The sequence below is a fragment of the Shewanella oncorhynchi genome, from assembly GCF_012584455.1.
Taxonomy (GTDB): Bacteria; Pseudomonadota; Gammaproteobacteria; order Enterobacterales; family Shewanellaceae; genus Shewanella; species Shewanella oncorhynchi.
The window spans coordinates 361,925-374,870 of sequence record NZ_JABAEB010000002.1; the positions used below are offsets into that span (position 1 = coordinate 361,925).

Genomic DNA, 12,946 nt, shown 5'->3' on the forward strand with positions numbered 1-12,946 from the left:
TAAACAGACTAAATCTCAGAATGAGGTTTAGTCTGTTGCATTTTAGCCCGCAGCAACAGCCGACATAAATGTCGATAGTCAGTATCATTTAACATATCAGCCCAAACCAGCAAGAGCCGCAGCTGAGTATCCACTTCGATATAAATCAAGCAAACAAAGGGCGTGACCCAAGTGCGTTTTAGTACCTGAAAGTGCTCCCCCGTTGACAAACGTCCCTCGCCTTTATCACTCAGCACAAAATCTAAACGCCAATGCTGCAGTCGCCACAACTGCGACAGCAAAAAAATACTGACAAGTACGATAAACAAATATTTAAGCAGAGATAAGGCGATAATGTCGCTTTGGGGCCAAAGCAGAAATGAGCTAGAACAAACACAAATAAAAACGACCAACGAGAGTCGTTGGTCGAAAGAGGCTTTTACACTGAAACTATGGTGCCGGTCTTCCACGGACTTTTACTATCATACGAGCCAGTTCAGTATCAGGGCACACTTCATGGCCCATAAACCAAGCAAACAATTCTGGATCTTCACATTCCAACAAACGGATAAACACGGCTTTATCTTCATCGGACATTTCTTGATAGAAGTTTTCAACAAAAGGTTGAAGCAAGACGTCTAATTCCAGCATCCCACGACGACATGCCCAGCGAACCCTTGCGATGTTCATTAATTCCAAGGTATTTCTCCCAACACAGATTTGGCATTAGTCTATCAGTTCACTGACTAAAGTGTCGATTAACCCTTCATATTGACTCACAAAATTAGCATTGTTGTACTTGCGTATCGAGTCCCTCAAAGAGATCGCTAAAATCTGTATCCAATAATCGCTTTACCGCAGGATGTTGGATCATACGTTCGGCAAACATCACATGGTATTCCTCTTTCACATCGGTGGTTTCACCGAGCAAATTCATACCATGGGAAATCACTTCTTGGCGATAAATCGACGGTGTGACAAAAATACCTCGTTTAAGGTAACCAAAGGCTTTCATCATGGCCGCATCATCGAACTCGCCCAAAATACTGACTTTAAGATTTTGCTCGTCAAACCAGCGATATAGCTGTTGTCCAAGTGAGGTTCTACGGCCGGGGATTAATAGCTGGCCTTGCTCTAAACAAGCAGGAAAATCAGCGCTATAAGTCTCCGCGGAGAAAAAACTCACGCCACATTCGCCCAATTTTTTAGATAAAATTTCAGGGTATTTCAGTGACTCACCTGCACAATCCGAAAGGATCATATCCAGTTTATGCTCACGTAAACGCGCCATTAGGCTCTCGTGAGTCGCCTCATAGCAGGCTAAGTGCATAGAATTGTCATTAGGCACTACGGATAATAAAACTCGGCTGACTAAAGCTTTAGATAAGGCATCGGCAATACCCACCTCGAATAACATGGCATCCGCTTTTTGATAATTAAGTAAATCGAGCATTTCATAGCTAAGGCTAAACATCTTATCGGCGTAGCGAAACACCAATTCACCTAACTCTGTCGCCTCCAATGTCCGCCCGACTCGCTTGAACAGACTGCCGTTTAACCTATCTTCTAAGGCACGAATTTGCCCCGTTATCGTTTGCGGCGTTAAACATAGGGCTTCGGCCGCCTTCGCGACTGAGCCCTTTTTCTTAATCATCCAAAAATAATACAAGTGGTTATAATTCAAGTGCAGCATGCTAACCCGCTGTTAATGCTCCCTCAAACGCCAAGGCGCTGAGGGGGGACTGTGTTATTTTAAACTCGATAGTTTAAAATCAGATGATTAAAAACCTGATGATTCCCAGTCAAGTTACTTTAAACGCTGGCAGTCGAGTAAGTTAGTAACTATGCCTTGTAACTGCTCCAAATCGGCAGCATTCCCCAGACTTACCGCTTCAGTGACTCCTGAAACTAAAACGTTACGTTCAGGAATACGTTCGGCGCAATAGGTTCGATTCGCTTCTTGGAAACGTTTACCACCGCGATACTTAAGTGCCCTCGATTCATAACCATTAGTTTCTAATCTCGCCCCTAAGGAATCAGATTTAAACATCAAAGCGCCATCCACTATTCCTTCAAGATAGCTTTGGCAAGTCTGCGAGTTTGCATCCTGATTACAGGCCGAAATTTGCGATGCCGTCGCGGTTGTCGATAAACATAAGAGCGTTGCTATTCCCATTAATTTCAACTTTATCATAGTTATACTCCTTTCTTAGGTAACACTTTTGATAACCAGAAATACCCGACTAACGCTGCCATAATCGAACCGATTAAGGTCCCTAGGCGTGCTAAGTCACCGTACATAGGGTCTGCATGTTCAAAGGCTAACGACGCAATAAACATAGACATAGTAAAACCAATACCGCACATGGCCGCGACGGGGGCAATTTGCTTCCAACCTACGCCATCGGGCAATTGAGCTAATTTTAGTTTCACCGCAATAAAGCTAAATAACATTACACCGATTGGCTTACCTAACATCAGGCCCAATGCAATACCAACAGGAACAGGAGAAATTAACGTCTCCAAATTCATATTGCCGACATAAACGCCCGCATTGGCAAAAGCAAACACTGGCAAAATGAGGAAAGTACTCCAAGGATGCAAACTATGCTCTAAGCCTTCTGAGGGTGAACTGCCATCCTTTGCCCGCAATGGAATACAAAAAGCAATGATGACGCCAGCCAGAGTCGCATGCACTCCAGACTTAAGTACGGCAACCCAAAGGATTAACCCTAAGATGCCATAGGGTAAAAGTGAGGTAACCCCTTTGCGGTTTAACCCAACCAAGCCCGCAATCGCTAAACTGGCAATCACTAAACTGATGGTTGATAAGTCAGTACTGTAAAACAGCGCGATAATCACTATGACGCCTAAGTCATCGATGATAGCTAAAGCAAGTAAGAAGACTTTCAGTGAAACAGGAACGCGGCTTCCGAGCAGCGCCATAATACCTAAGGCAAAGGCAATATCGGTCGCGGCAGGAATCGCCCAGCCCGCTTGTGTGACAGGATCACCGTAGTTAAACAGTAAGTACACACCAGCAGGGACTAACATGCCGCCAATGGCTGCAAAGGTAGGCAGGGAAGCTTGAGCGACACTCGATAAGGCGCCTTCAAGTAGCTCACGTTTCACTTCTAAACCAATCAGCAAAAAGAATATGGCCATCAAGCCATCGTTTATCCACAGGATGAGTGGCTTGTGTATATTGAGCTCGCCAATTTTGACTTGAACGTCAGTGCCTAAAAAGCCTTGATAAAGTCCAGATAAGGGGGAATTGGCCATCAGCATGGCTAAGGCAACAGCAACCAATAACAGGATACCGCCAGCCGACTCTTGGCTTAGAAAATTTCTAATTGCTTTTTCCATCTTGCACTCCTAAAAATCATAATGAATTGAGTGTAGACGAATTGTAATAACAAATATAATCGTAAGTTTCTCCCTAACACCTCGGCTATCCCGAAGTGTTAGACTAAAAAACATACATCACACAGCAACAGGGGCTTTGATATGAGGGTGTGGAGCGTAGTTTGTTAATTCAAAATCATCGAATTGATAGTCAAAAATCGACTCAGGTCTGCGTACAATAGTCATGGTCGGCAACGGTTTTGGATCACGACTTAACTGCAGTGCCGTCTGTTCCATATGATTAGAATATAAATGGGTATCGCCACCCGTCCACACAAAATCACCTAAGGCCAAGTCACATTGCTGGGCGACCATCATAGTTAACAAAGCATAACTGGCAATATTAAATGGCAAACCAAGAAACACATCACAACTACGCTGATACAGCTGACAAGATAATTTACCATCGGCTACATAGAACTGAAAAAACGCGTGGCACGGTGCCAAAGCCATTTTATCCAGTTCGCCCACGTTCCACGCAGAAACGATAAGACGGCGAGAATCTGGCTGAGATTTTATCTGGGCGATAACTTGCGAAATCTGATCGATAGCATCACCACTCTGGGTTGGCCAGCTGCGCCACTGGGCACCATAAACTGGGCCCAAATCGCCATTATCATCGGCCCATTCATCCCAAATGCTGACCTTATTTTCGCGTAAATAGGCAACGTTAGTTTCACCCTTCAGAAACCACAGCAATTCATGGATGATAGAGCGCATATGGCATTTTTTGGTGCTCACCAAAGGAAAACCTTTGCTCAAATCGAAGCGCATTTGATAGCCAAATACCGAGCGAGTCCCAGTACCTGTGCGATCCGATTTATCCACGCCTTCGGCTAATATGTGCTTCATTAAGTCTAAATACTGTTTCATTGCTGCTTACCTTGCTTACGAAAAATCAAGTACAAACCGATTAACACCATAGGCACAGAGAGTATCTGCCCCATAGTTATAAATCCCCAGTAGAGTCCCAACTGTGTGTCGGGTTGCCTCACAGTTTCAACCATAATACGGAACATACCGTAACCGACTAAGAACATACCAGAGACTGCACCGACTTTATCGGTACGTTTGCTAAACCAGTAAAGTAATAGGAATAATGCTACGCCTTCAAGGGCGAACTGATACAACTGGGATGGATGACGTGGGTCAGGCCCACCAGTTGGAAACACCATAGCCCAAGGCAGATCAGTGGTTCGTCCCCAAAGCTCGCCGTTGATAAAGTTACCAATACGACCAGCGCCTAAACCAATAGGCACAACAGGTGCCACCATATCGGCGACAGCAAAAAAAGTACGTTTTTGTTTCCACGCGATATAGAGCATCGCCGTAATCACGCCCATCAAACCGCCGTGGAAGGACATGCCACCTTCGGAGATTTTAAATAAATAGAGGGGACTGGCGAGGAAATAATCGAAATGATAAAAAAGCACGTAACCGATACGGCCACCTAAAATCACCCCAAGAAAACCATAAAAGAGTAAATCTGAAACTTGCTCCCGCGTCCATATCCCCTTTGAACGGTCGGCTTGGCGGTTCAACAACCACATGGCCGCAACAAATCCGACTAAATAGGTAAAACCATACCAACGCAGTGCCGGTTCAAAGGTTTGTCCAAAAAGATTAAACGGTCCAAATGAAACGATCACGGGATCGATATTGGGGAAACTCAACGCCATAACACATCCATTAGCAGCCTCAAACTGAGATAAACATAAAAACTAGGTCAGAATTAACTTAAGGCCGACACATAGAAGTAACAGTGCAAATATCTTTTTAAGTACAGGTGTTGGCCAAGTGCTCGCCGCTTTTACCCCCACAGGCGCCATCAAGACAGAAGTGATCACTAAACCAAACAATGCAGGTAAATAGATATAGCCTAAGGTACCATAGGGCAACTCAGGGGCATTCATTCCTGCAATAATATAGCCGAAACTGCCAGAAAGAGAGATTAAGAAGCCCATCGCCGCAGAAAAGCCCACGGCTTGACGCATCTGTAAACCATAAAAAGTCAAAAATGGCACTATCAGTATACCGCCACCTATCCCGGTCAAACCTGCCAAAACCGCAACAAAAGCCGATACAACAAAAAGCACTACTGAATTAGGTAATTGACGATTTGATTCGGCCTTAACGGGATAAGCCATTTGAATTGTCATTAAAATCACAAAGATGGCAAAACCTTGTTGTAACTTATCAGCGGGAATACGCTCAGCAATAAAACCTGAAGCCAGCGCGCCTATAATCAGGCCCGGTAACATTGATTTGAATAAATCCCAAGGCACATTGCCACGCTTATGGTGGGCACGTGCCGACGAAATAGAGGTGAGAATAATGGCTGCTAGCGAAGTGGCAATTGCAATATGGGGGAGCTGAGTAGAGCTAATACCGACCGATGGCAAAATATAAAGCAGTGCCGGCACTACAATCAAGCCGCCACCGATACCTAATAATCCTGCCATAAAGCCGACAAATGCGCCTAAAGCCAAGCAAATAAAGAACACCAACAACAAACTATCCACACGAGTACCTACAGCGTGATAAATTGAGGGCCTTAGCTTAAAGCAAAACACAGCATTAGTTAATTAAGAATTGTTGCGAGACCCTGCTGGGTCAAATATTCTTTAACCAGCTCACGCACTTGGAAGCCGTTTGATAGGCTCAGCGCTTTAGCAAGTAATTGATCTAAATCAGCCCGCGCAACACGACGCAATAGATAATTGATCCGCGCTAAACTGCCCTGATTCATACTCAACTGATCGTATCCCATAGCCACCAGCAAAATGGCCCCCATAGGTTCGCCCGCTAACTCTCCACAGATACTAATATCGAGTTTATGGTATCGACAATCGAGGTGCGCCTGATGCAAAGCCCGCAATATTCCAGGATGATAACTGTCAAATAACGAGCTCACCCGCGGGTTATTACGGTCAACAGCCAGCAAATATTGGGTTAAATCATTACTACCAACAGAGACAAAATCCACTCGTTTTGCCACATCATCCAACTGATATAGCATGGCGGGCACTTCAAGCATAATGCCTATTCGTGGCATCACTATGTCGCTGTTAACATCGTTTTTTAATTCGACATAGGCTTGTTGCAAATATTCTAAGGATTGATCGATTTCATCTAAGTTGCTGACCATAGGCAGCAAAATACTTAACTGTTTACCGTCTCCCCCAGCCTGTAGCATGGCCCGTAACTGCACCAAAAAAAGCTCAGGATGATCCAGAGACAAGCGAATACCGCGCCATCCAAGGAAAGGATTGTCTTCTTTAATCGGGAAATACGGTAAAGGTTTATCGCCTCCCACATCTAAAGTACGCATCACCACAGGTCGACCGGACGCGGCCGATAAGACCTGTTGATAGACTTTGACTTGCTCAGATTCACTCGGGAAGCGCTGTTGTAACATAAAAGGAATTTCAGTGCGATAAAGCCCAATACCGTCGGCGCCCTCTGCAATTTCAGAGGCCACACCACTGAGTAATCCCGCATTGAGATACAAGCGAATACGTGAACCATCTAAGGTTACAGAAGGCAGCGCTAATTCTTGGGCATACTGGCGTTGCAAGGCTTTTTGTGCCGAAATCAGGCTACGATACTCACCGACAATCGCAGGTGATGGCGACACCAATAACTGACCACGGCTTGCGTTTACGACTAAAAGTTTTTGGTCAATATTGGCGGATAACAGTTGCTCTACACCTGTAATAGCAGGCACACCTAAGGCACGGGCTAAAATGGCGGCATGGGAGTTTACGCCACCAAGCTCCGTGACAATACCCGCAAGCTTTTGCCTTGGGAACTCAGCCAACATAGTCGCATCGGCTTCACGGGTAATGAGGATTACAGGTTTATCGGGCTCAAGCTCTAGACGTTCTGGCTCAATAAGTTGGCGCAATACTTTTTGACCTAAATCGCGAATATCGCTAGCCCGCTCCTTAAGGTAAGGGTCTTCCATTGCTAAAAACTGTTGAATATAACGTAGAGACACTCGGCTCACCGCCGACTCAGCAGCCCAGCCTAATTGCACTTCACGGGTATATTCGCCGCCTAAACTAGCATCATCAAGCAGTAACTGTAATGCATTGAAAATGGAGACAACTTCGTCATCTTGCTCGCGATCAAACCGTTGAGATAAGGCACCTATCGCTTCTTTACAACGCACCATAGCCGTGGTTAAGCGACTCGATTCATAGGCAATATCGTCAGAACGCACCTCAGGCTGTTCAAGGGGGATTTCCCCACCAAGTACGAAGGCATACGCAATGGCGATACCGTTTGATGCTGAAGTACCTTGAAACAGAATTTGTTGATGATGGGAGCTGACTTGTGCTTTTTGTTTTAACCCACGCACTGCCATCGCTAATTGGGCGGCGAGGGTCATTAGGAAGGCTTCTTCGCCCTCACTGAATTGACGAGCACTCGCCTGCTGTACCACTATCACCCCAACCACAGCCTTCTGGTAGATAATAGGTACAGCTAAAAAAGCGCGGTATTCTTCTTCGGCGACTTCAGGAAAAAGCTTAAACCTTGGATGAAGCCGAGCATCCGCTAAATTAACGGCCTCTTCTCGCTGGGCAGCGAGTCCAACTAAACCTTCAGTCAGCGGCATACGTACTCGACCAACGGCGCTTTTTTCAAGACCATCGGTTGCAGATAACACGAGTTCTTGCTCTTCTAGGATATAGATGGAGCAACATTGGGTTTCCATCGCCGCTTTAGTCGATGAAACTAAGATTTCTAATGCGGTTTCCAAACTGTGGGCAGATGCCACAGCCTGAGTAATATCCCTAAGCGTATTTAACACTGTTTTCAATCCTCTTTTGAAAATCAGCCCGTTGTTTTTTGTCTTCCCCGTTTCCTAGGTATTTCTAGGGTTTGGAATGACAATGCCGTTACCGCAAACTCTTTCATCACCTTACGATAAACATCACGCTTAAATGACACAACTTGCCGCACAGGATACCAATAACTTACCCAGCGCCAATCGTCAAATTCAGGATGCCCAGAAGAACTCAAATTAATCGCACTATCTTGGCTTTTCAGTTGTAACAGAAACCACTTTTGTTTTTGCCCGATACACACAGGTTTACTGTCTTGCCTCACTAAACGCTTTGGCAAACGATAGCGCAACCAAGAACGGGTCGAGGTTAATATATGCACGTGTTCAGGTCTTAGGCCCACTTCTTCATACAACTCACGGTACATAGCCTCTTCTGCTGTCTCGCCATCATCGACGCCACCTTGAGGAAATTGCCATGAGTGTTGACCGAAACGTCTAGCCCACATTACTTGGCCATATCTGTTACAAATTATAATGCCCACATTTGCGCGAAAGCCGTCGCTATCAATCACATGGACTCCAAATCACATTAAATTTTAATAAACTGATTGTTTCATAAAGCTAGTCTCTCAGCAAACCTCTATTTTATCCTAAGCTTTGGATAACATCTGACTTAAAAGACATTTATCAACAATGCTAGGGGATGGAATCCGGGGATATCCACATTTTCTGTGGATATCTCTGTTTGAAACTCAGGTGAACTTGTTATAACGTTCAAAAAACATCTATTTACCATCGTTTTTAAAATTTAGCGTTAAAACTTAATAGCAAACAAATTCATAAACTTACACATTAATCATGATTTATCTTAGACTAAAAAACCAATAAAGCTCATTATTTGACCAGCAAGAAGTATTTCTATCATTCTCGCGATATTACTCAACTTTATACACAAATAGTGTCCACAACTGTCCACAAAAGCCAGAATAAATGCACTTTATTCGCATTGACTTAGGATTTTTATTAGGTTAAGAGGCTCACTTTACTGAGTTATCCATAATATCTGTGGATAAGTATGTGGGGAACGCAAGGGAAAGCAGAGAGTAACTTTGAACACTTTTTTGCAAAACGGGGGGTAACACGGATATAAAATTGAAAATCAGTCACTTAGAATAAAAACATTCGGTACAAGTTAACCCACCCTGTAGAGCTCGTTTTTTAACCGCCATTGCTAAGCGGTTATTTTTAAGTAAAATCCAGCCATGAATCGAATTATCCCCCCCGAAAATCTATCTGAACTACTCGAACGTGCCAACATGATGGCGGGCGTGAGTTTGGCGCAGATAGCCAGCCAAAGAAGCATTCGTGTCCCCAAGGATCTTAAACGCGATAAAGGTTGGGTCGGTCAATTAATCGAAATGGAATTAGGCGCAACGGCGGGTTCTAAACCTGAGCAAGATTTTCTACATTTAGGGGTCGAGCTAAAAACTATCCCCATTGATACACAGGGGCGACCGCTGGAGACCACTTATGTCTGCGTGGCGCCGCTATCGAATATCCAAGGATTAACCTGGCAAAACAGCTTAGTCTGCCATAAGTTACAGCGAGTACTTTGGGTACCCGTTGAAGGAGAGAGGCATATTCCTGTGGGTGAGCGCCGTATAGGTACACCAATATTGTGGGAACCGGATCCGCACGAGTTGCAATTACTGCAACAGGATTGGGAAGAGATCATGGAGCTTATCGCCCTCGGAAAAGTAGAGAGGCTTACAGCGCGCCACGGCGAAGTACTGCAATTGCGCCCTAAGGCCGCGAATAGTAAGGCGTTAACACAAAGCATTGCCGAAGATGGTCGCCTCAAAATGACCAACCCTAGGGGCTTTTATTTAAAGACCAGTTTCACTGCTATGATACTTAATAAGGTATTTGGTTAATTTTTAGTAACGATATGGACTTGGATTGATCCAGATCACAAATTTCACTGGCACTAAGGTGACTCTTTTCTATAAACTACGGCATCCTGAAATCACAGCCGTATTCGGATACCAATCAAGCAGTGAGAGCACGTAGACAAGCGAAAAAACTCCTTTTTGCGATTTTAGCTTGGGCGATTGCCATGGCTGCATTCGTGTTTTTTCGATATGCCCAATCACCAGAGCTGCCCCAATGGGCGGTAAGTTCGGCTGATCTCGCAACACTTGCTATCTACATGGGGATTATTTTCGGCAGCTTACATTGGATGTCGAACGTCATTGCCGATTTCAGTGCAATCAATCGCCTCCCCTATGTGTTTTCAGTCATCTTTAAGGGCTTGTTTTTATTACTGGGTGCTACGACGTTAGCTTACATGACTCAGTTTTTAAATATGTGGGCCATCGAAAATCACATGTCGACCCTCAGACAAATGCTGACGGCGCACATTCTCTATAGTCCTTCATTCCAAGCATTGATCGTATATTTGGTCGTCGTACGAGTCAGCTTAGCTTTTGTCGAGCAAATGGCATTATTAGTCGGGCCGCGTATTTTACTCAACATAGGCCTTGGTAAATACCATAAGCCAAGATATGAGCAGCGTTTATTCCTCTATTTAGATATGGTCGCCTCAACCACACATGCCGAATCACTTGGCGATTACCGCTTTAGTCGATTGATCCAAGACAGCTTTAGTTTACTTTCAGATACTGTGTCCAATAACGAAGCTGAAATCTACCGCTATATGGGAGATGCAGTGCTGCTTCACTGGCCATTAGAAGAAGGGATAGTTCACGACCGCTGCATGAATATCTATTTTGAATTTAGCCAACAACTGAACTGGCAACGCCGCTACTTTGAAGAGCATTATGGCTTTGTGCCGAAATTTAAAGCGGCGGCCCATTGTGGACAAGTCGTCGCTGCGGTTGTTGGTGTACAGAAACAAGAAATTAGTTTCTTTAGTGACGTGCTCAATACCTTAGCAAGACTGCAAGATCAATGTAATCCACTAGGACAGCGCATGTTGATTTCGGGCGCACTCGCGGGACGTTTAGATAACCCCAACACTCAGTATCACCTATCAAATCTAGGCCCAGTCAAACTCAAAGGGAAACAACACTCGATTGAAGTGTTTGGCGTTTCCCCGCTCTGATTTGTAATCGACTTTAAGCTTTAGCTTGAATTAATGCTTGCAGTTACAGTCAGTTTATTCCTCGTCCTTAGTTAATAATTTTTGGATCATTAAACCTAAAGTGCGGAAAGTTAAGATGCGACTGGTGGTTTGACGCCAAACAAGGCCGATATCACGGTAAGGAGCTTCACCCGGTGGCGTCATCACCACTAAATCTGTGTCATTCAAAATACCCGCGTCAATGGCCATTTGCGGAAGAAACGTGGTGCCCAGTTTACTGTTCACCATCTGCACTAAAGTATGCAAACTGGTGGCGGCAAACGGATTGACTTTCGCACTATCACCTAGCTGACATGCAGTAATAGCATGGCCTGTGATGCAATGCTCACTTTGCAGAAGAAAAATGCTCTCGTCCGGCAGAGTTTGATAATCAATAGGTTGATGTATGCCACCCGCTAAATCTTTGTGAGCCACCATTTTGAAAGGATCTATGCCCACTTTCATGCTGTGGTAACCGCTAGTATCAACGGGTAGCGCTAGGATCAATAAGTCCAGCTCTCCTTTACCCAAAGCATCTAGCAAACGCTCAGTGGTATCTTCCTTCAATAATAAACTCATCGCCGGATAAGATTGCTGACACTGGCGGATCACACGACTCAATAGGAAAGGCGCTATGGTTGGAATACAGCCTAAGCGAATATCCCCCGTCATCGGCTCACCTTGATTTTTCACTAATTCCACCAAATCATCCACATCAGTGAGAATTTTACGAGCGCGCTGCACCACTTCTTCACCAATGGCGGTAAACATAAATGACTTATGGTCTCGCTCAATCAACTGATGTCCTAACTGCTCTTCTAGATTTTGGATCCCACTTGAAAGCGTTGATTGACTGACAAAACACACCTTAGCGGCGCGGTTAAAATTCTGCTCTTGATGGAGATTCACCAAATAGAATAAGTTTTTTAAGCTAGGTAAACTTTTCATTTTCTCGATTGCCATTAAGGTTATGAATTAAGAAATTAAATCTACTTTAGCATAAGTGATGAGCAATAACGCGGCATAAGATATCAGGATTGTGACCCGAATCGATATTCAATCGGTTCGCCGTAAAACTTAAGTGGGAGTAACAAAATAAGATGGGAAAAGCGCTAACAAGAAAATGTCGAAAACAACAAACTTAATCGTAAAACCAATGCAAGATTCACTCAATTGAGCGCAACAATAGACATTATTGCTGCGCCTTAACTTACCTTAGCAAGTAATATTTTATGCTTTGGCTTGGAGGAATAACTTTAACTGTTGTAAATCTGCACTCGCGTGTTCAACGATGTCAGCAACCCAAGAGCCATGTTCTGCATCCCATCTTGCTTCTTCGCCATGCTGTAATAATTGGGCGATTTGCTGAATACGTTTTAACCCCACGGAACCTGCAGCACCTTTAAATTTATGTGCTTCTGAACATAAGGTATCTTTGTCTGCTGCGTCGTTAGCCTTCACTAGATTTCCAACATATTCAGGCATTAACTGCTCAAATAACACCACACTCTTGAGTAAGGTACCGGCACCAATGGCGCTGCAGTACTGTTCGAGAGTATTGAGATCTAGGATTGCTTCTAATTCAACTGTGGCCATAAGGCCTCCCTTAAGTGGTTCAATGCTTAAAA

General features: G+C 44.4%; 14 protein-coding genes. 2 read left to right on the forward strand and 12 right to left on the reverse strand.

The window, feature by feature from the left end; genetic code table 11:
* Positions 1–8: 8 nt before the first annotated feature.
* The 10 genes from HGO26_RS03820 to rppH all read right to left on the reverse strand — a co-directional run bounded on the left by HGO26_RS03820 (position 9) and on the right by rppH (position 8,748).
* Positions 9–449, reverse strand: coding sequence for a protein YgfX (locus tag HGO26_RS03820; protein ID WP_168823428.1), 441 nt, complete (start codon positions 447–449; stop codon positions 9–11).
* Positions 430–678 (reverse strand): FAD assembly factor SdhE, encoded by a 249-nt coding sequence (locus HGO26_RS03825; protein ID WP_211085810.1) that lies wholly within the window; start codon positions 676–678, stop codon positions 430–432. Before HGO26_RS03825 ends, HGO26_RS03820 begins: the two co-directional genes overlap by 20 nt.
* Positions 679–763: 85 nt before the next feature.
* Positions 764–1,672, reverse strand: a complete 909-nt coding sequence (nhaR, locus tag HGO26_RS03830) for a transcriptional activator NhaR (protein WP_028760830.1) — start codon at positions 1,670–1,672, stop codon at positions 764–766.
* Between the two features lie 114 nt (positions 1,673–1,786).
* The gene (locus tag HGO26_RS03835) at positions 1,787–2,173 is read right to left on the reverse strand and encodes a hypothetical protein (RefSeq protein ID WP_105249860.1); all 387 of its coding nucleotides are present in this window, start codon (positions 2,171–2,173) and stop codon (positions 1,787–1,789) included.
* A gap of 2 nt (positions 2,174–2,175) precedes the next feature.
* Positions 2,176–3,345, reverse strand: a complete 1,170-nt coding sequence (nhaA, locus tag HGO26_RS03840; RefSeq protein WP_168823431.1) for a Na+/H+ antiporter NhaA — start codon at positions 3,343–3,345, stop codon at positions 2,176–2,178.
* Positions 3,346–3,462: 117 nt separating this feature from the next.
* Positions 3,463–4,257, reverse strand: a complete 795-nt coding sequence (gene thyA, locus HGO26_RS03845) for a thymidylate synthase (RefSeq protein ID WP_105249861.1) — start codon at positions 4,255–4,257, stop codon at positions 3,463–3,465.
* On the reverse strand, positions 4,254–5,063 hold the full coding sequence (gene lgt, locus HGO26_RS03850; protein WP_168823433.1) for a prolipoprotein diacylglyceryl transferase: 810 nt from the start codon (positions 5,061–5,063) through the stop codon (positions 4,254–4,256). Before lgt ends, thyA begins: the two co-directional genes overlap by 4 nt.
* A 42-nt stretch (positions 5,064–5,105) precedes the next feature.
* Positions 5,106–5,906 carry a sulfite exporter TauE/SafE family protein gene (locus tag HGO26_RS03855; RefSeq protein ID WP_028760835.1) on the reverse strand — a complete coding sequence of 267 codons (801 nt, stop codon included), beginning with the start codon at positions 5,904–5,906 and terminating at the stop codon, positions 5,106–5,108.
* 59 nt (positions 5,907–5,965) lie between these two features.
* Positions 5,966–8,200 (reverse strand): phosphoenolpyruvate--protein phosphotransferase, encoded by a 2,235-nt coding sequence (gene ptsP, locus HGO26_RS03860; RefSeq protein ID WP_105249864.1) that lies wholly within the window; start codon positions 8,198–8,200, stop codon positions 5,966–5,968.
* 23 nt (positions 8,201–8,223) lie between these two features.
* Entirely contained in the window at positions 8,224–8,748 is a 525-nt protein-coding gene (gene rppH / locus HGO26_RS03865; RefSeq protein WP_006080762.1) for an RNA pyrophosphohydrolase, read from the reverse strand.
* A 690-nt stretch (positions 8,749–9,438) separates the two neighbouring features.
* On the opposite strand from rppH, the gene mutH reads away from it, so the two are divergent.
* Positions 9,439–10,110 carry a DNA mismatch repair endonuclease MutH gene (gene mutH, locus HGO26_RS03870; RefSeq protein ID WP_168823435.1) on the forward strand — a complete coding sequence of 224 codons (672 nt, stop codon included), beginning with the start codon at positions 9,439–9,441 and terminating at the stop codon, positions 10,108–10,110.
* Positions 10,111–10,232: 122 nt separating this feature from the next.
* Positions 10,233–11,300, forward strand: coding sequence for an adenylate/guanylate cyclase domain-containing protein (locus HGO26_RS03875; RefSeq protein ID WP_105249866.1), 1,068 nt, complete (start codon positions 10,233–10,235; stop codon positions 11,298–11,300).
* Between the two features lie 54 nt (positions 11,301–11,354).
* On the opposite strand, the gene oxyR is transcribed toward HGO26_RS03875, so the two are convergent.
* Positions 11,355–12,266: a hydrogen peroxide-inducible genes transcriptional activator OxyR gene (oxyR, locus tag HGO26_RS03880; protein ID WP_105249867.1), complete on the reverse strand. Its 912-nt coding sequence runs from the start codon at positions 12,264–12,266 to the stop codon at positions 11,355–11,357.
* 282 nt (positions 12,267–12,548) lie between these two features.
* Positions 12,549–12,914 (reverse strand): Hpt domain-containing protein, encoded by a 366-nt coding sequence (locus HGO26_RS03885; protein WP_028760840.1) that lies wholly within the window; start codon positions 12,912–12,914, stop codon positions 12,549–12,551.
* Positions 12,915–12,946: the final 32 nt, after the last annotated feature.